Source organism: Bradyrhizobium sp. (assembly GCF_027451485.1).
Lineage (GTDB): Bacteria > Pseudomonadota > Alphaproteobacteria > Rhizobiales > Xanthobacteraceae > Bradyrhizobium.
In genome coordinates this window covers 53378-72081 of record NZ_DAIDJE010000048.1, presented here as the reverse complement: position 1 = coordinate 72081, position 18704 = coordinate 53378, and the positions used below count along the sequence as shown (strand labels likewise).

Here is an 18704-nt window from a genome sequence, read left to right as displayed (position 1 = left end):
TTCATCGTTAGAATTTCGGAAAAACCGCCGCAAATACGTGATGCCGCGGGCGCTAGATCCGCGCGCCGCGCATCCAGATCGACATTCTTAGCGAAATCTTAGGACTGACGTGGTTAACAATGAGCTTTAATTTCGATCCGGACGGTTACTGGGGGATTCATTCGTGCTTGCCAGATTTTCCATCAGCGCCAAGCTTTACGCGATCGTCGGCTTTCTGTCGCTGGTGATTGCCATGATAGGCGGATTTGCCTTCGTCCAAATGCGCGCGATCGACGCATCCACTCAGGAAATTCAGGCGCATTGGCTGCCAAGCGTCCGATGGATCGGCGAGATGCGGGTGCAGTCAGCGCGGTTTCGCGCCGTATTGCGCGATCATCTCATCGTTGCAGACGCGGACCGCGCCGACGTCGACAAGAATCTTTATGCTCGCAAGGCGGACTTCGAAAAGGCTGCGAAGGCCTATCGGCCGCTGATCGGGTCTGACACCGAGCGCCGACTTGTGGATCAGTTGGATCGCAGCTGGGAGGAGTTCATTGCGGCCTCCGAAGAGGTGCGGTCGCACGCCATGAAGGGCGATCTCGCTGCCGCCAAGGAGATCAATGCGAAGAAGGTGGTCCCGTTCGGCCGCGCGATGGACAAGGCGCTCGCCGGACTTGTGGCGTTGAACGACAAGGGCGCCGAAGCGGCCGGAGAACGTGCCGAGGCGACGTATTGGCGCGCGATCTACCTGATGAGCGTGATTCTGCTCGGCGCGCTGGTCTTCGGGATAGGCTCAGCGGTTCTCGTGTCGCAGGACATTCGGCGCGGCATCAACTCGATCCTGAACCCCATGGGCCGGCTGGTTGACGGCGAATTGTCGGTCGAGATTCCGAGCCAGGGCGATGCGACCGAAATCGGCCGCATCGCGACGGCCCTCCAGGCTTTTAAAGAAGCGCTGCTCGCCAAGAAGGCTTCCGACGAGGCGGTCAACGCGGAGAAGGCGGTCAACCTGGCGCGGGCGCAGCGAATAAGCTCCGCCACGCTGGATTTCGAAACGCTGATCGGCGAACTGGTCGGTTCGCTGGCCTCGTCCTCGACTGAACTGGAAGCCTCGGCCACGACGCTTTCCTCGACCGCGGACCATGCGCAGGATCTGGCGACGAAGGTGGCCGGTGCATCGGAAGAGGCTTCGACCAATGTCCAATCGGTCGCCTCGGCGACCGAGGAATTGAGCTCGTCCATCAACGAAATCAGCCGCCAGGTTCAGGAGTCCGCTCGAATGGCGATGGCTGCCGTCGACGAGGCGAACAAGACCAACGGCCGTGTCGAGCAACTGGCGAAAGCGGCATCACGCATCGGCGATGTCGTCGAGCTGATCAACGCCATTGCAGGTCAGACCAACCTGCTGGCCCTGAACGCCACTATCGAAGCGGCGCGGGCCGGCGAAGCGGGACGCGGCTTTGCCGTGGTTGCCTCCGAGGTCAAGGCGCTGGCGGAGCAAACGGCGAAGGCCACCAGCGAGATCGGCCAGCAGATCGTCGATATCCAGTCGGCGACGCAGGATTCGGTGGGCGCGATCAAGGAGATCGGCGGAACGATCGAGAAACTGTCGGAAATATCCTCCGCCATTGCGGCCGCAGTGGAAGAGCAGGGGGCTGCGACACAGGAGATTTCCCGCAACGTGCAGCAGGCCGCCCACGGCACGCATGAGGTCTCTTCGCATATCAGCGACGTGCAGCGCGGCGCCAGCGAAACAGGCGCTGCCTCAAACCAGGTTCTCTCGGCGGCGAAGTCCGTTGCCGGTGAGAGCGTCCGCCTGAAGAGCCAGGTCGAGAGCTTCCTGGAAGCGGTGCGCGCCGCCTGATTGCAATGACGGGCGCTGGGTCACGGATGCCCGCCGCAAAAGCGTGGCTGCCCGCCACGAATTGATGAGTGTCGCGGCAGCCAATGTTCGCTAACATGCCCCGGTAATCAACAACAATAGCGGTTCGCCGCGGGGAGCGAGACGGATGGGCAAGCGGAAATGGTCGCGTCGCGAGGTGCTGGGCGCCTCCGCAGGGTCGGTGGCGGGGATGCTGTTCGCCGAGCCGCTGAAAGCCGCCGCCCCCGCGCCTTCCGCCGTCACGCCGGAGTTGATCGAGGCCGCGCGCATGGAGGGCAAGGTCTCCTATTATGCGGCTATCCAGCTCGATGTTGCCGAGCGGCTCGGCAAGCTGTTCGAGGCCAAATATCCCGGCATCTCTGTCCGCGTCGAGCGCTCCGGCGCCGAGCGGATCTACCAGCGCATCGCGCAGGAAAACGACAGCGGCATCCATGCGGTGGATGTCGCCAACTCGACCGACGTCTCGCACTATCTCGACTGGCGGAAGAACGGCTGGCTGGCGCCATACCTGCCGGAAGACGTGGTGAAGCATTACCCCGTCGACCAATATAACTCTGAGGGCCTGTGGGCGACGTCCTGCGCATGGTTCGAGGCGATTGGCTACAACACCAACCTCGTCAAGCCGGAGGATGCGCCGAAGAGCTATGCCGACCTGCTCGATCCGAAATGGGAGGGCAAGCTGGTCAAGGGGCATCCGAGCTACAGCGGCGCCATCCTGACGACAACGTTCGTGCTGTCGCACACCCTCGGCTGGCCGTATCTGGAGAAGCTCGCGAAGCAGAAGGTGATGCAGGTGCAATCGGCCGGCGATCCGCCGAAGAAGATCATGCTCGGCGAACGTGCGGTGATGGCCGACGGCAACGACTACAACCTGGTGGTGTTCAAGAGCCAGGGCAAGCCGGTGGAGGTAGTGTATCCGCTCGAGGGCTCGCCGCTGATCATCGTTCCGAGCGGCGTCTTCAAGGCTGCGCCCAATCCGAACGCGGCGCGGCTGTTCCAGAGCTTCTTCTTCAGCCGCGAAGCCCAGCAGATGCTGGTCGATGAATTCGCCCATCGCTCCTTCCATGCCGAGGTGAAGGCGAGGCCTGGGCAGAAGCCGATGTCGGAAATCAAGATGCTCAAGTCCGATCCGGCTCAGGTGCAGGCGGAGAGCGAAGAGCTGAAGGCGCGCTATGCCAAGGTGTTCAGGGTTTAGGACCGCTGCCGGCTCTCGCGGTTGACGGCGAGGCCGCAAAGGCGCCTGCGCCCCGAGATGCCAGCGTCTTTTTCCGCTGCGTCAGTAGTGAATTTGCGCGAGGCGGCGCAGGTCATCCACGCCGGCTGTGCCGAAGCCGAGGAATTCGAGATAGGCCGGGATCTGCTCGAACAGCATGTCGGTGCCGACCTGATAACCGCAGCCTTTGGCGCGCGCCGCGGCCAGGAAGGGCGTAATTTCCGTCTTCATCACGACCTCGCCGACGAAGGTGGAAGGTGCGATGCGATCGACATCGAGGGGAAGCGGATCGTCGTTGTTCATGCCGAGCGGCGTGGCATTGACGACAATGTCGTAACCGGCAGGATCGGAAGACCCCGTGCTCACTTCGAGCTTCGGATAGTGCGCCTTGAGGCGCCCGGCGAGGGCGCTCATCGCCGGCGCGAGCGTGTCGTGCAGGCTGATCCGCAACGCACCGGCGCTTGCCAGCGCGGCGGCGATGGCCGAGCCGACCCCGCCGCAGCCGGCGACCAGCACATTTGCGCCGGCAGCCCGGCGCCCGTGCCTCAGGAGGCCGCGCACAAAACCTTCTCCGTCGAACATATCGCCGATCGTCAGGCCGCGCTGGTCGACCTTGACCGCATTGCAGGCCCCCGCGATCCTGGCCGATGCGGAGGCTTCGTCGACCAGCGCAAGCGTCCTGACCTTGTGCGGCATGGTGATCAACGCGCCGTGCACGTTGCTCAGCCGGAGAACGAGTTCGAGGAACGAGTCGTAATCACCGGCCTTGCAGCCCATCGGGATGACCGCGGCATTGATCCCTTTCGCCGCGAAGTAGGGGTTACAGATCATCGGCGCCTTGAAGGTTTCGGTGGGATAGCCGATGTGGGCGATGAGTTTTGTCTTTCCGTCGATCATCTGTTGCCCGTCGCGTCTTGCGACCCTCGCGTGCCGGCTTTCAGACCTCGAATTGACGGCAATCATTGCCGAGGTTGTCGAGGATGTCCATCGGGTGCATGGATGGTTTGCGCTTTGACCCGCGCGCCAGGCCCAGAAGCTCGTCGCCGGTCGTCTCCTGTACCATTTCAGCTTAGAAACGCTTCCCTCACTGAAGAATTGGTGCATTCATATCCTGCCGGGTTTTCCAACGGGGTCGGTTCTTGATGCTTACTGGGTCTTCCAACGAGGAGCGGGCGCTCATCGGTTCTGCGGCCAAACCTGCGGCCGAGGAGCGGCGAGTCAGCCTGCTGACGCTCTGCGGCCTTGCGCTCGCGACCGGGATCATGACGGGTTTTGGCGCGGTCGGGTTTCGCGCCCTGATCGCCCTGGTCCACAACCTGTTCTACAACGCGAGACTGAGCGCTGTTTTCAACGCAAATGTGAGCGAGGGGCCGAGCTACTTCGGCGATCTCGTGTTTTTCTCACCGATCGTCGGCGGCCTCATCGTCGTGTATCTGGTCAGGACCTTTGCGCCGGAAGCCAAAGGTCACGGCGTGCCCGAAGTGATGGACGCGATCTTTTACAAGCGCGGCACGATCCGCGGCAAGGTCGCCGTCGTCAAGGCGCTCGCTTCGGCACTCTCGATCGGCAGCGGAGCTGCGGTCGGGCGTGAGGGACCAATCATCCAGATCGGCGCGGCGCTTGCGTCCGCCTTCTCCAAACTGATCGGATTGTCGACGCGGCAGAGGATCACGCTTATTTCGGCAGGCGCGGGCGCCGGCATCGCCGCCACCTTCAACACACCGCTCGGCGGTGTGCTGTTTGCGCTCGAGATCCTGTTGCCCGAAGTGTCCAACCGCACCTTTCTTCCCGTGGTGGTCGCGACCGGCGCTGCGACGACGATCGGTCGAATCCTGATCGGCCCCGATCCGGCCTTCGCCGTTCCGGATGTGCAATTTTCGCTGGCGAATTCGCTCGCGGCCGGCGAGATCCTGGGTTTCGTGCTGCTCGGATTGCTCTGCGGCGTCGCGGCCTGGGCCTTCATCCGCCTGCTGGTCTTCATGGAAGACGGTTTTCCGCAGCTGTCGGAAAATGAGTACGTGCAGAACATTGTCGGGATGGCCGCCATTGGTTTGATGATGGTGGTTCTCACCCGCCTGTTCGGACACTCTTATGTCGACGGCGTCGGATATGCGGTGATCCAGGAGATCTTCGATCAGAAGATGACGGCGGTCGGCCTGCTGGCGCTGTTATTCGTGCTGAAGATGCTTGCAACCACCATCAGTCTTGGCTCCGGCGCCTCCGGCGGCATTTTTTCACCGTCGCTGTATCTCGGCGCGACCCTTGGTGCGGCCTTTGCCGCGGCCGTGGAGATGGTGCTGCCGCATTCGGGGCTATCGCTGCCGTCCGCCGCCATCGTCGGTATGGCCGCCGTGGTCGGCGCGGGCACGGGCGGCGTGATGACGGCGATCGTCATGGTGTTCGAGATGACCCGTGATTACGCGATCATCGTGCCCGTGATCGTGGCCGTGGCGCTGGCGGCGGGCGTCCGGCGCGCCCTCGTCGGGGAGACGATCTACACCATCAAACTGCGCCATCGCGGCCACCGCATTCCCAAGGAGCGGCACATCAATCTTTATCTGGTGCAACAGGCTCAGGACATCATGGAGCGCGGGTTCATCGTCGCCAGCGCCGGCACGACGCTGAGGGAGGCGATCGTTCCCGACGATATCGAGGACGTCCGCCCCATCGTGGTCGAACGGGGAGGGCGGATCGTCGGACTGATCCCGCCGCGCTCGGGGCTGTGGCTCGAGGCGCGCACCAATCCGGACGTGAGGGTCGAGAAATATGTCGAGAGCCGGCTGGTGATCTGCCGCGACCAGGATCTTCTGAGCCTGGCATTCGCGCGGCTGAAACGTCATGGTGCCGGCGCAGCGATCGTGTTTCGCGGTACCGCGCGCCCCCGCATCAACGACGTTGTCGGCATCATCACCAAGCGCGTCGTCGCCGACGCCGTGATCAACAGCTACGAGGATTGAACGCCGGTGCGCTGAAGCGTTGGCCAGCGCAAAATAAAAAGGGACGCGGATGCGTCCCTTTTTTGGAATTCGTATCGCGGCTCTTTACTGCGAGTAGTACATCTCGAACTCGACCGGGTGCGGCGTCATTTCGAAACGCTCCACTTCGGTCATCTTCAGTTCAATATAGGCGTCGATGAAATCATCGTCGAACACGCCGCCGTTCTTGAGGAACGCGCGGTCCTTGTTGAGATTTTCCAGCGCTTCACGAAGCGAGCCACACACTGTCGGAATCGCCTTCAGCTCTTCCTTCGGCAGGTCGTAGAGGTCCTTGTCCATCGCCGGACCCGGGTCGATCTTGTTCTTGATGCCGTCGAGGCCGGCCATCAGCATCGCGGCGAAGCCGAGATACGGATTTGCCATCGGGTCGGGGAAACGCACCTCGACGCGCTTGGCCTTCGGGTTCGACGTGTAGGGGATACGGCAGGAAGCGGAGCGGTTGCGCGCGGAATAGGCGAGCAACACGGGGGCCTCATAGCCCGGCACCAGCCGCTTGTAGGAGTTGGTCGAGGGGTTGGTGAAGGCGTTGATGGCCTTGGCGTGCTTGATGATGCCGCCGATGTAGTGGAGGCAGGTTTCCGACAGGTCGGCATATTTGTTGCCGGCGAAGGTCGGTTTGCCTTCCTTCCAGATCGACTGGTGGCAGTGCATGCCCGAGCCGTTGTCGCCATAGATCGGCTTCGGCATGAAAGTGGCAGTTTTGCCGTAGATATGCGCGACCTGGTGGATGCAGTACTTGTAGACCTGCATCTGGTCGGCCATCAGCGTCATGGTGTCGAACTTCATGCCGAGCTCGTGCTGGGCGGAGGCCACTTCGTGGTGGTGCTTTTCGACCTTGACGCCCATCTTGGCCATGGCGCCCAGCATTTCCGAGCGCATGTCCTGAACGGAATCCTGCGGCGGCACCGGGAAATAGCCGGCCTTGGTGCGGATGCGGTGACCGAGGTTGCCGCCTTCGTATTCGGTATCCGAGTTGGTGGGAAACTCGGAGGAGTCGAGCTTGAAACCGGTGTTGTAGGGCAGCGCCGAAAAACGCACGTCGTCGAACACGAAGAACTCGGCCTCGGGACCGAAAAACACGGTGTCGCCCACCCCCATCGACTTGACCATGGCTTCCGCCTTCTTGGCGATGCCGCGGGGGTCGCGGTTGTAGGGCTCGCCCGTGGTGGGTTCCAGGACGTCGCAGGTGATGACCATCGTGGTCTCGGCGAAGAACGGATCGATCGTGGCGGTGACCGGATCCGGCATCAGGCACATGTCGGATTCATTGATCGCCTTCCAACCGGCGATCGACGAGCCGTCGAACATGGTTCCTTCGGAAAAGATCTCTTCGTCGATCATGCTGACGTCGAAGGTGACGTGCTGCCATTTGCCGCGCGGATCGGTAAAGCGCAGATCGACATATTTGACGTCATTGTCCTTGATCGACTTGAGGACGTCCTTGGCGGTCTTCATGAATCCCCCTTTTGGTGATGGCTTGATTGGGGCCGCCCAGGGCAGCACCCGGCTCAATGGTCAATACAATCGGGGAATGCCCAAGACAATACGGAGCGGGACAATACGGAGCAAATAGGAAAATGCCGCATAAAGCGGCATTTCGCCGGCCGGGTGAGGAGGGATCAGCTTTTCGCGTTAGATCGCGTCGAGCCCAGACTCGCCGGTCCGGATGCGGATCGCCTCCTCGATATTGGATACGAAAATCTTGCCGTCGCCGATCCGACCGGTCTGCGCCGCGCGGCGGATCGCATCGATCGCGCGTTCGACCAGCTCGTCGGATATGACGATCTCGATCTTCACCTTGGGCAGGAAATCGACGATGTATTCGGCGCCCCGGTAGAGCTCGGCGTGGCCCTTTTGGCGTCCAAATCCCTTGGCCTCGGTGACGGTAATGCCCTGAAGTCCGACTTCCTGGAGTGCTTCCTTAACCTCGTCGAGCTTGAACGGCTTGATGATGGCTTCGATTTTCTTCACAGGTTGCCTCCCGGCACTTTCAGGGTCTTGGGGACAGATTTGTTGTCGCGGATCGCGAAATGACTTGGATCAGGTGGCCGGTTACAGGCTTGATATTTGCCTGCATGGCGACAGACCCGGAGATGGCTTCCTCGGAAGCAGGGTCTATGCCAAGCCGTTAAGGTGTCAGATTGTTGAATTTCATCAACCTCTTAGAAGGTGCCGAAAGGCCGTTGATGGGAATCGACACAGCATAGTGCAGCACTAAAATTAGGCAAATAGACCAAATTGTGTGCGCCCATCCGGGCCAAGCTTTCGGCTAAACCGCCAAAACTGCCTTCGGAACGGGCGTTTCTGTCAGGGGATTAGGCATGGAAGTTCTGACGACGGCTGAGATGGCGCGGGCCGACCGGCTCGCGATCGCCGCGGGAACGCCGGGCTTCGCCTTGATGCTGAGCGCGGGGCAGGCGGTTGCCGCGGCCGCCATGGACCTTGTCGCGGAAGGGCCGATCCTGGTGATCGCCGGCCCGGGCAATAATGGTGGCGACGGTTTTGTGGCGGCCGCTGAACTCGCAGCGCGCGGCCGGGAAGTTTCGGTCATCCTGCTGTGCGAGCGGGAAAGCTTGCAGGGCGATGCAGCTTCCGCTGCACGAGGCTGGAAATATCCGGTGCTGCCGTTCAATCCGCAGGCGATCGGCAGACCGGCGCTGATCATCGATGCGCTGTTCGGCGCCGGTCTCGATCGCCCGGTCAAGGGTGAGCCGTTCGACATGATCGAGGCGATCAATGCCAACGGCGCGCCGGTCCTGGCGGTTGACCTGCCAAGCGGCATCAACGGCACGTCGGGTGCGATCATGGGAACTGCCGTGCGTGCCGTCGAGACGGTCACCTTCTTTCGCCGCAAGCCGGCGCATCTTCTCCTGCCGGGACGCGTTCATTGCGGCCGCGTCCGCGTCGCCGACATCGGTATCGATGCCGGCGTGCTGGTGGAAATCGCACCGAGAACGTTCGAGAATGTTCCCTCGTCCTGGGCCAAGGCGTTTCCGATCCCGACCGTCGAGGGGCACAAATACGACCGCGGCCACGTCGTCGCCGTCTCCGGTGGCATTGCCGCAACCGGTGCGGCGCGGCTTTCCGCCCGCGGCGCCCTGCGGGCCGGCGCCGGTCTCGTCACGCTGGCCTCGCCGCGCGATGCGCTTGCCGTCAATGCCTCGGCGCTGACGGCGGTAATGGTTCGCCCGGTCGACACGGTGATCGAATTCAGCGAATTGCTGGGCGACAAGCGCCTTAACGCCTATGTCATAGGGCCGGGTGCCGGCATCGGTGAGCGATCCCGGGATCTCGTGCTCGCGGCACTCACAGCGAAAAAGGCGCTGGTGCTGGATGCGGACGCGCTGACCAGCTTCGCCGATGCGCCCGAACGCCTGTTCGAGACGATCCGGCATTCGTCCGATCCGCAGGTGGTCCTCACGCCGCACGAGGGCGAGTTCCCGCGGCTGTTCAGCGATATCAGCAACAAGCATCCGGGCCGCTCCAAGCTCGAGCGGGTGAGGGCGGCGGCCGAACGTGCCGGCGCGGTCGTGCTGTTGAAAGGTCCTGATACCACGGTCGCATCTCCCGACGGCCGTGCGACCATCGCGGCAAATGCTCCGCCGTGGCTTGCGACCGCGGGTGCCGGCGACGTGCTGTCGGGCATGATCGCCGGGTTATTGGCGCAGGGCGTGCCGGCGTTCGAGGCGGCCTCGATCGGGGTCTGGATGCACGGTGAGGCGGCGCAAGAGGCGGGACCCGGACTGATCGCGGAAGACCTGCCGGAGACGTTGCCCGCGGTGACTCGCCATCTCTATGACGAGTTCGGCATCGATTATTAGCCCATGGTCCGGAACATCGCAGCGGGTTTCCTTGCGACAAACCATGGCGCTTGCGCCGAGATCATCGCAACTGATGGAGTTTACTCGACGCTGAACCAGCGCAGGAGTTTCGGTGCGCTCCAATTCGTCTCTGCCGCTTCGATCAGCCAATGCCCGGCATATTCGGCCGCGAAGGCAACGCGCAGGGTCTGTCCGGCATCGATTGCGATCGTATCCGCCCAGAACGGCTTCCAGCCGTCGTCGAGCCGGTCGAGCAGCCGGAAATGATGCCCGTGCACGTGAATGACGACTGTCACTTTCGCGCGGTTGATCAGCGAGAGCACCACGGTGCGGCCGGCCTTGGCGCGAAAGACGGGCGGTGCCGTCGGTGTGAAACTGTCCGGCCGAAGCCAGTTCTTTTGTTCGTCGCCAAAGGGCAGATCGACCCGCAATGCGGCCTTGAGGTCGAGCCGTGCGGGCAAGCCATTCGAGGGCAGGGCGGATGGAGGCGGCAGGGTCTGAGAACGGATTGGGGTCTCCTCTGACAGGACCATGCGGCCGATCAGGTGAACCGCTTCTCCGTCATGCATGAGGATCGGCGTGTTGCCGGAGTCTTGCGCGACATCGACAAAGACGTCCGCCCGGCCGCCCGGCGCCAAGGTGAAGGCGCCATTGAGCGCCATAAACGGCTCGGCCGGCTGCCCGTCCAGCGCCATCACAGTGATGCGGTGGTACAGCATTTTCAGCGCGATCGTCCGACGCTCGAGAGCATTGATGAAGCGAATCCTCAAGCGTTCACCGCGGCGAAACTCAAGTTCGCGCAAAGGCAGCCCGTTGGCGGTGTAGATCCCCTGCGTGCCCGCGGGATCAGTGCCGGGTGCGATCGCGGTGCCATCCGGCTTCAGCCGCCAGCCCTCGATGAAGAGCACCTCGTCGCGATCGACCTCGACCGGCTCGCTCTCGTGCACAATGAGCGGCAGTCCCCGGAATGGCCGCGACGCGCCGTCGCCGAGCAAGCCAGCATCGCACAGATAAGTCCCGGCGTCGCGCAACGGCAGGTCGAAGGTGTCGCGCGCCGACGGCGCGAGTTGAGAACGCGCCAGCAGAGGCTCAAGCGCGGCCGCGCCGTCGAGGCCGCGCCAGTTGAGCGCGACCGAAACCGTGAGATCATTGACCAGTGTAACCTCTCGACGATCGCCGCGCTTGAAATGAAGCGGCTGATCGCCGAGCGACCAGGTCTGTGTTGCCGCGCCTGTTTCCCGTAAGCCGAGCGAGGCTTCCCTGCAGCGAAGTGCAAGCGGTGTTTCCGCCGCCACTGCGCGCTTCGGTGCTTGCAGCGTGGCGGCCGCGAGACCGGCCATGACCTCGCGCCGGTTCGGTCGAAAAATGCCATTCGGTTTGTGATCAGACATATCGTTGATGCCGGCCAGTCTTTGCATGGTATTGCGGCCAGTGCGGCGAATTGAAGTTCCTGTCGGTTGCATGAGGGGCCGGTTGGAAAGTGGTGCGAATGTTGGATTGCGGTGGCCGCGACCTGCATTTGCTGTCGGCTTGCAGCGCATGTTATAAGCCGCTGCCCGCGGCACGGCGGCGGATATGCTCTTCTTGCGGGCGTGGCGGAATTGGTAGACGCGCTGGATTTAGGTTCCAGTGACGAAAGTTGTGGGGGTTCGAGTCCCTCCGCCCGCACCACCTCCCGCTCCCCCTGCGCAAGAATTGTTGCAATTCGACGGGGGTGTGTGGCGGAGGTTGCCGATCGCGACCATAGCTTGCTCGGCCCCGTTTTGGGACGCTGTCCCATGGCGGAACTGTTGATCTCCTGCCGCCATTGCGTTACGAGCGACAACCCATCGCCTTTGGGCCGCCGGCGGCTTGTGATTATTCGGAAGTCGAGACAGCCGGGCCGCGGAATACGGCAAGGATTTCATAGGGTTCTGGAGACTACCGAAACCGCCGGCGCAAGCCACGATGGTATGCGCCATTTCAAATTGAACGCGTCCGGCCCGTGCCGGACTTCTTGAGAAGAAGATTGAAGCCATGCAGGTAAAGGAAACGGTTGCCGAGGGATTGAAGCACGAGTTTCAGATCAGTGTTCCAGCGGCCGATCTCGACGCCAAGGCCGATGAGCGCCTGGTGGAGATGAAGGACAAGGTCCGGCTCAATGGCTTCCGTCCCGGCAAGGTGCCGGTCGCCCATCTGAAGAAGATCTATGGCCGCTCGGTGATGGCCGAGGCGATCGACCAGACCATCCGCGACGCCAATTCCAAGCTTTTCACCGAGCGCGGCTTCCGCCTCGCGACGGAACCCAAGATCACGATGCCAACCGAGCAGAAGGAAGTCGAAGAGCTGCTCGCAGGCAAGTCGGATCTGACATATACCGTCGCGATCGAGGTCGTCCCGCCGATTGCGCTCGCTGACTTCAAGAGCTTCAAGGTCGAGAAGCCGGTCGCCGACGTCACCGACGCCGAGGTCGAGGATGCCGTCAAGCGGATTGCCGAACAGAACCGCAGCTTCGCCGACAAGGGCGAGGGAGCCAAGGCGGCCAGCGGTGACCGCGTCACCGTCTCTTTCAAGGGCACGATCGACGGTACCGCATTCGAGGGCGGCACCGCAGAGAATATCCCGGTGACCATCGGCTCCAACACCTTCATCCCCGGTTTTGAGGATCAACTGATCGGCATTGCGCCAGGCGAAACCCGGACGTTGAAAGTCAGTTTCCCCGCCAATTACGGCAACAAGGAACTGGCGGGCAAGGCCGCCGAATTCGAGACCACGGCGTCCAAGATCGAGGCGCCGCAGGAACTCGAGATCAACGATGAATTCGCCAAGACGCTGGGAATGGAATCCCTGGACAAGCTGAAGCAGGCGGCTCGTGAGCGGATCGCCGCCGAATTTGCCGGCGCGACTCGTCAGCGCGTCAAGCGCATTCTGCTCGATCGCCTTGACGAGGCCCATCGTTTCGAGGCCCCGCCGACGCTGGTCGACGAAGAGTTCAATCTGATGTGGGACTCGATCAAATCGGAAATGGAAGCCGCCGGCAAAACCTTCGCGGATGAAAATACGACCGAGGAGGCCGCCAAAGAGGAATACCGCAAGATCGCGGACCGCCGTGTCCGGCTCGGCCTTGTGCTGTCCGAGATCGGCGAGAAGAACAAGATCACCGTCACAGACGACGAGGTCGGCCGTGCCGTGATCGAGCGGGCCCGCCAGATGCCGGGCCGCGAGAAGGAGGTCTGGGATTTTTATCGCAACAACGCCAATGCGCTGGCCCAGCTTCGTGCACCCATCTATGAGGACAAGGTGGTCGACTTCATCCTCGAGCTCGCCACGGTGACCGAAAAGAAGGTTTCGCGCGAAGAACTCTACAAAGAGGATGAGGCGGAAAAGAGCGCGGCCTAGTCGGGCGGACTGACAGCCAATGTCGAATCCGCACCACTAAGCGTCTGTAAGTTCAGCGTTAAGGTTGAAGCACAAAAGGGCGCCGGGCCGGCGCCGTTGGCTAGGCGTATCCGCCAGAATCAGCTTCAACTGCAGGCCCGGTCACACGGCCGGGGATTCCGGTCTTGTGGCCGGAAATGCCAAGATTATCTGTGAACCTGTTTGAAGTCCTGCATCACGGAACCTTCATCCTGCCGGCCTCGGTTTCAGTGCCTTACGTTCGCCGGCAAATGTTTGTTCCTGCCAACCCTGGGTGACTTATGCGCGATCCCGTTGAAACCTACATGAACCTCGTGCCGATGGTGGTCGAGCAGACCAACCGTGGCGAACGGGCCTACGACATCTTTTCGCGCCTGCTCAAGGAGCGGATCATCTTCGTCACCGGGCCGGTCGAGGACGGTATGTCGACGCTGATCGTCGCCCAGCTTCTGTTTCTCGAAGCGGAGAATCCGAAGAAGGAAATCTCCATGTACATCAACTCGCCGGGCGGAGTGGTGACGTCGGGGCTTGCGATTTACGACACTATGCAGTTCATTCGCCCGCCAGTCTCGACCCTGTGCACGGGGCAGGCGGCTTCGATGGGCTCGCTATTGCTTGCCGCCGGCGAAAAGGACATGCGTTTTTCGCTGCCGAACTCACGCATTATGGTGCACCAGCCCTCGGGTGGCTTCCAGGGCCAGGCAACTGACATTATGCTGCACGCGCAGGAAATCCTGAACCTCAAGAAGCGGCTTAACGAGATCTACGTCAAGCATACCGGCCAGACCTACAAGTCGATCGAGGATGCGCTGGAACGCGACAAGTTCCTCACCGCCGCCGATGCCCAGGCGTTCGGCCTCGTCGACAAGGTGATCGACAAGCGGCCCGATGACCCGGTTTCCGTCGCCAAGGCGAGCTGAACGGGGCGAGGCAACCCAAGCTGATCGTCCCAGTTGGCCCAAACCGGCGTTAATAGGGATTGCCCCGCCAAATGGTCCCGAAAGCGTTCCTTTCTGCCCGGTCCGGCCGAAAGTTCCGCTTTCGCCCCGGTTTGGCGTGGTAATCGCGCAACGCCTGGCGGATTTTGACCGGTAATTGGCGCGCAGCGGCGCAAATCACGGTATTGTCACGGATAGCGTAGCCTCGGCAATTAGCGAATTCTTGATAGTCGGGTGCGAGCATGGTTGGCTAGGTCGCTTGGGTTATGCTTGCATGGGATTCGAGTTGGCCGCGATTCCCGCGGCGAGACAAGAAAAAAGGGTCTTTTCTGGTACGGATTTTGCTCTATCTACAACGACTTGAACAAAGATCGTGGCCGGCAGTTGCCGGGATCAGAGCAAGCCTGCTTGATCGAACTGCGGACGGAGACATGAATGAGTAAGGTTGGCGCCAGCGACTCCAAGAACACGCTGTATTGCTCGTTCTGCGGCAAGAGCCAGCACGAAGTTCGCAAACTGATCGCGGGTCCAACCGTCTTCATCTGCGACGAATGCGTCGAGCTCTGCATGGACATCATCCGTGAGGAAAACAAATCCTCGCTGGTGAAGTCGCGCGACGGGATTCCGACGCCGAAGGAAATCTGCAAGGTGCTGGACGATTATGTCATCGGCCAGAGCCATGCCAAGAAGGTGCTCTCGGTCGCCGTCCACAATCACTACAAGCGGCTCAATCATCAGACCAAGCACAACGACGTCGAGCTAGCGAAGTCGAACATCCTGCTGATCGGCCCGACCGGTTCGGGCAAGACGCTGCTGGCGCAGACGCTGGCGCGTATCCTTGACGTTCCCTTCACGATGGCGGACGCCACGACGCTGACCGAAGCCGGTTATGTCGGCGAAGACGTCGAGAATATCATCCTGAAGCTGCTGCAGTCGGCCGACTACAATGTCGAGCGCGCCCAGCGCGGCATCGTCTATATCGACGAAATCGACAAGATCAGCCGCAAGTCTGACAATCCGTCGATCACCCGCGACGTCTCGGGCGAGGGCGTGCAGCAGGCTTTGCTCAAGATCATGGAAGGCACCGTCGCATCGGTGCCTCCGCAAGGCGGCCGCAAGCATCCGCAGCAGGAATTCTTGCAGGTCGACACCACCAATATCCTGTTCATCTGCGGCGGCGCTTTCTCGGGGCTCGAGAAGATCATCTCCGCGCGGGGCCGTTCGACTTCGATCGGCTTCGGCGCCCAGGTGCTGGCGCCGGAAGACCGCCGCACCGGCGAAATTTTCCGTCACGTCGAGCCGGAAGATCTCCTCAAGTACGGCCTGATCCCGGAATTCGTCGGCCGTCTGCCGGTCGTGGCGACGCTGGAGGACCTGGATGAGGCTTCGCTGAAGAAGATCCTGACCGATCCGAAGAACGCTCTGGTCAAGCAGTATCAGCGGCTGTTCGAGATGGAGAACATCGAGCTGACCTTCGCCGATGAGGCGCTTGGCGCGGTCGCCCGCAAGGCGATCGAGCGCAAGACCGGCGCACGTGGTCTGCGATCGATCCTCGAAAGCATTCTGCTCGAGACCATGTTCGACCTGCCGGGTCTGGAAGGTGTGGAAGAGGTGGTGATCTCGCGCGAAGTCGTGGAAGGAACGGCGCGCCCGCTCTACATCTACGCCGATCGTTCCGACCGTGCGGTCGAAAGCAGCGCAAGCGCCTGAAGACTTCAGGCGCTTGGCTATCGGTGTTCTTCAGGGGCGCTGTCGGGCCTTTTCGGCGGCCGTTTCAAGCTAGGTTGCAAGCCTTATTTTGCCTTGTCCCACAGGCATTTTCAGCGACTTGACACCCCTCCCGCCGATAGCCACCTAATATCACTGGCGGCGTGAAAGTACCTCGAAGATTCGCGCCGGCAAAAGCCGGAACGGCGGCCTCATCAGGCTCCGGTTTTCCGGCGGACTCGGCACCTTGTGGCCGTTGCGCATGATGCGGATGGCGTGCAAGGGGGCACAACAAAAGGAAAAGGCCATGACCACCCCAAAACCCCGGCCATCGATCGTTCATGGCGAAAGCCACGCTTATCCCGTTCTGCCGCTGCGCGACATCGTCGTTTTCCCGCACATGATCGTGCCGCTGTTCGTCGGCCGCGAGAAGTCGATCCGCGCGCTTGAAGAGGTGATGAAGAACGATGCGCTGATCATGCTCGCGACGCAGAAGAACGCGTCTGACGATGATCCGGCGCCGGATGCGATTTACGAGACTGGCACGCTTGCAAGCGTGTTGCAGCTCCTGAAATTACCCGACGGCACCGTCAAGGTGCTGGTGGAAGGGCTCGAACGCGCACGTGTGGAAAAATACACCGCGCGTACCGAATATTATGAGGCGACCGCGGTGGCGCTCGCCGACACCGACGCCACGTCAGTCGAAGCGGAAGCGCTGGCGCGTTCGGTCGTGTCGGATTTCGAAAGCTATGTGAAGCTCAACAAGAAGATTTCGGCAGAGGTCGTCGGCGTGGTGCAGGCGATCACGGATTTCGCCAAGCTGGGCGACACCGTGGCTTCGCATCTGGCCGTCAAGATCGCCGACCGGCAGTCGATCCTGGAGACGCTGTCGGTGACGGCGCGGCTTGAGAAGGTGCTCGGGTTGATGGAGAGCGAGATCTCCGTGCTCCAGGTCGAGAAGCGCATCCGCTCGCGCGTCAAGCGCCAGATGGAGAAGACCCAGCGCGAGTACTATCTCAACGAGCAGATGAAGGCGATTCAGAAGGAACTCGGCGACGACGAGGGCCGGGACGAACTCGCCGATCTCGAAGAGAAAATCTCCAAGACCAAGCTTTCCAAGGAAGCGCGCGAAAAGGCGCAGCACGAGCTGAAGAAGCTGCGCCAGATGTCGCCGATGTCGGCGGAAGCGACTGTCGTGCGCAACTATCTCGACTGGCTGCTGTCGATCCCGTGGAACAAGAAATCCAAGGTCAAGAAGGACCTCGTTGCCGCGCAGGAAGTGCTCGACAGCGACCACTACGGGCTCGAGAAGGTCAAGGACCGGATCGTCGAGTATCTGGCGGTGCAGTCGCGCGCCAACAAGCTGACCGGGCCGATCCTGTGCCTCGTCGGGCCTCCCGGCGTCGGCAAGACCTCGCTCGGCAAGTCGATTGCGAAGGCGACAGGGCGCGAGTTCGTGCGCGTCTCGCTCGGCGGTGTGCGGGATGAGGCCGAAATCCGCGGGCACCGGCGGACCTATATCGGTTCGATGCCGGGCAAGATCATCCAGTCGATGCGCAAGGCCAAGACGTCGAACCCGCTGTTCCTTCTGGACGAGATCGACAAGATGGGCGCCGATTTCCGCGGCGATCCGTCGTCGGCGCTGCTTGAGGTTCTTGACCCCGAGCAGAACTCGTCCTTCAACGACCACTACCTCGAGGTCGATTACGATCTCTCCAACGTGATGTTCATCACGACCGCGAATACGCTCAATATTCCCGGACCCTTGATGGACCGCATGGAGATCATCCGGATCGCCGGCTACACCGAGAACGAGAAGGTGGAGATCGCGCGCAAGCACCTGATCCCGAACGCGCTCTCCAAGCACGGTCTGGACACCAAGGAATGGTCGATCGACGATGACGCGCTGCTTCTGATGATCCGCCGTTACACCCGCGAAGCGGGCGTGCGGAACCTGGAGCGTGAACTTTCGACACTCGCCCGCAAGGCGGTGAAGGAGTTGATGATCTCCAAGAAGAAGTCGGTCAAGGTCACCGAGAAGACGATCGAAGACTTCCTTGGCGTGCCGAAGTTCCGCTATGGGGAGATCGAGACCGACGACCAGGTCGGCATTGTCACCGGACTTGCCTGGACAGATGTCGGCGGCGAACTCTTGACGATCGAAGGCGTCATGATGCCCGGCAAGGGCAAGATGACCGTCACGGGCAATCTGCGCGACGTGATGAAGGAGTCGATCTCGGCGGCGGCATCTTTCGTCCGCTCGCGCGCGGTTGGCTTTGGCATCGAGCCGCCGCTGTTCGACAAGCGGGACATTCACGTCCACGTGCCGGAGGGGGCAACCCCGAAGGACGGCCCGTCGGCCGGCGTCGCAATGGCAACCGCCATCATTTCGGTGATGACCGGCATTCCGGTCCGGCATGATGTCGCCATGACCGGCGAAATCACGCTGCGGGGCAGGGTGCTTCCGATCGGCGGGTTGAAGGAGAAGCTCTTGGCCGCCGCGCGCGGCGGTATCAAGACGGTGCTGATCCCGGAAGACAACGCCAAGGATCTCACGGAGATTTCCGATGCGATCAAGGGCGGGATGAACATCATCCCGGTCACCCGGCTTGACGAGGTGGTGGCCAAGGCGCTGGTGCGGCCTCCCGTGCCGATCGTCTGGGAGGAAGACTCCGCCAAGGTGCCGGTGACCCCGGAGGCCGGTGACGAGGCCTCAGGCGGCCTGACCGCGCACTAAAGTCCCTCGACACTTGAATGAAAACGGCGCCTTCG

Annotated in this window: 12 protein-coding genes and 1 tRNA gene; 9 read left to right on the top strand and 4 right to left on the bottom strand. The window is 61.8% G+C overall.

Annotation, left to right across the window (positions count from 1 at the left end; genetic code table 11):
• The first annotated feature begins 163 nt into the window (after positions 1-163).
• Positions 164-1843 carry a methyl-accepting chemotaxis protein gene (locus NEZ08_RS07505; RefSeq protein ID WP_298105879.1) on the top strand — a complete coding sequence of 560 codons (1680 nt, stop codon included), beginning with the start codon at positions 164-166 and terminating at the stop codon, positions 1841-1843.
• Positions 1844-1988: 145 nt separating this feature from the next.
• Positions 1989-3056 carry an ABC transporter substrate-binding protein gene (locus tag NEZ08_RS07500; protein ID WP_298105877.1) on the top strand — a complete coding sequence of 356 codons (1068 nt, stop codon included), beginning with the start codon at positions 1989-1991 and terminating at the stop codon, positions 3054-3056.
• 81 nt (positions 3057-3137) lie between these two features.
• On the opposite strand, the gene NEZ08_RS07495 is transcribed toward NEZ08_RS07500, so the two are convergent.
• Positions 3138-3971: a shikimate dehydrogenase gene (locus tag NEZ08_RS07495; RefSeq protein ID WP_298105875.1), complete on the bottom strand. Its 834-nt coding sequence runs from the start codon at positions 3969-3971 to the stop codon at positions 3138-3140.
• A 245-nt stretch (positions 3972-4216) separates the two neighbouring features.
• On the opposite strand from NEZ08_RS07495, the gene NEZ08_RS07490 reads away from it, so the two are divergent.
• Entirely contained in the window at positions 4217-6031 is a 1815-nt protein-coding gene (locus tag NEZ08_RS07490) for a chloride channel protein (protein ID WP_298105873.1), read from the top strand.
• 84 nt (positions 6032-6115) lie between these two features.
• On the opposite strand, the gene glnA is transcribed toward NEZ08_RS07490, so the two are convergent.
• Complete coding sequence (gene glnA, locus NEZ08_RS07485; RefSeq protein WP_298105871.1) at positions 6116-7525, bottom strand: type I glutamate--ammonia ligase; 1410 nt, start codon at positions 7523-7525, stop codon at positions 6116-6118.
• Positions 7526-7702: 177 nt separating this feature from the next.
• Positions 7703-8041: a P-II family nitrogen regulator gene (locus NEZ08_RS07480; protein WP_072824146.1), complete on the bottom strand. Its 339-nt coding sequence runs from the start codon at positions 8039-8041 to the stop codon at positions 7703-7705.
• Between the two features lie 350 nt (positions 8042-8391).
• Here NEZ08_RS07480 and NEZ08_RS07475 point away from each other — a divergent pair, with 350 nt between their 5' ends.
• A complete protein-coding gene (locus tag NEZ08_RS07475; protein ID WP_298105866.1) occupies positions 8392-9891 on the top strand; it encodes an NAD(P)H-hydrate dehydratase in 1500 nt (499 codons plus the stop codon).
• An 80-nt stretch (positions 9892-9971) separates the two neighbouring features.
• Here NEZ08_RS07475 and NEZ08_RS07470 read toward each other — a convergent pair whose 3' ends face one another.
• Entirely contained in the window at positions 9972-11282 is a 1311-nt protein-coding gene (locus NEZ08_RS07470; RefSeq protein ID WP_298105865.1) for a multicopper oxidase family protein, read from the bottom strand.
• A 195-nt stretch (positions 11283-11477) separates the two neighbouring features.
• Here NEZ08_RS07470 and NEZ08_RS07465 point away from each other — a divergent pair.
• The 5 genes from NEZ08_RS07465 (at position 11478) to lon (ending at position 18669) form a co-directional block, all read left to right on the top strand.
• A tRNA-Leu gene (locus NEZ08_RS07465) sits at positions 11478-11562 on the top strand.
• A gap of 345 nt (positions 11563-11907) precedes the next feature.
• Positions 11908-13269: a trigger factor gene (tig, locus tag NEZ08_RS07460; RefSeq protein ID WP_298105863.1), complete on the top strand. Its 1362-nt coding sequence runs from the start codon at positions 11908-11910 to the stop codon at positions 13267-13269.
• Between the two features lie 299 nt (positions 13270-13568).
• The gene (locus NEZ08_RS07455; RefSeq protein WP_298105861.1) at positions 13569-14207 is read left to right on the top strand and encodes an ATP-dependent Clp protease proteolytic subunit; all 639 of its coding nucleotides are present in this window, start codon (positions 13569-13571) and stop codon (positions 14205-14207) included.
• A 453-nt stretch (positions 14208-14660) separates the two neighbouring features.
• Positions 14661-15935 carry an ATP-dependent Clp protease ATP-binding subunit ClpX gene (gene clpX, locus NEZ08_RS07450; protein ID WP_072824156.1) on the top strand — a complete coding sequence of 425 codons (1275 nt, stop codon included), beginning with the start codon at positions 14661-14663 and terminating at the stop codon, positions 15933-15935.
• A 304-nt stretch (positions 15936-16239) separates the two neighbouring features.
• The gene (lon, locus tag NEZ08_RS07445) at positions 16240-18669 is read left to right on the top strand and encodes an endopeptidase La (RefSeq protein WP_298105857.1); all 2430 of its coding nucleotides are present in this window, start codon (positions 16240-16242) and stop codon (positions 18667-18669) included.
• Positions 18670-18704: the final 35 nt, after the last annotated feature.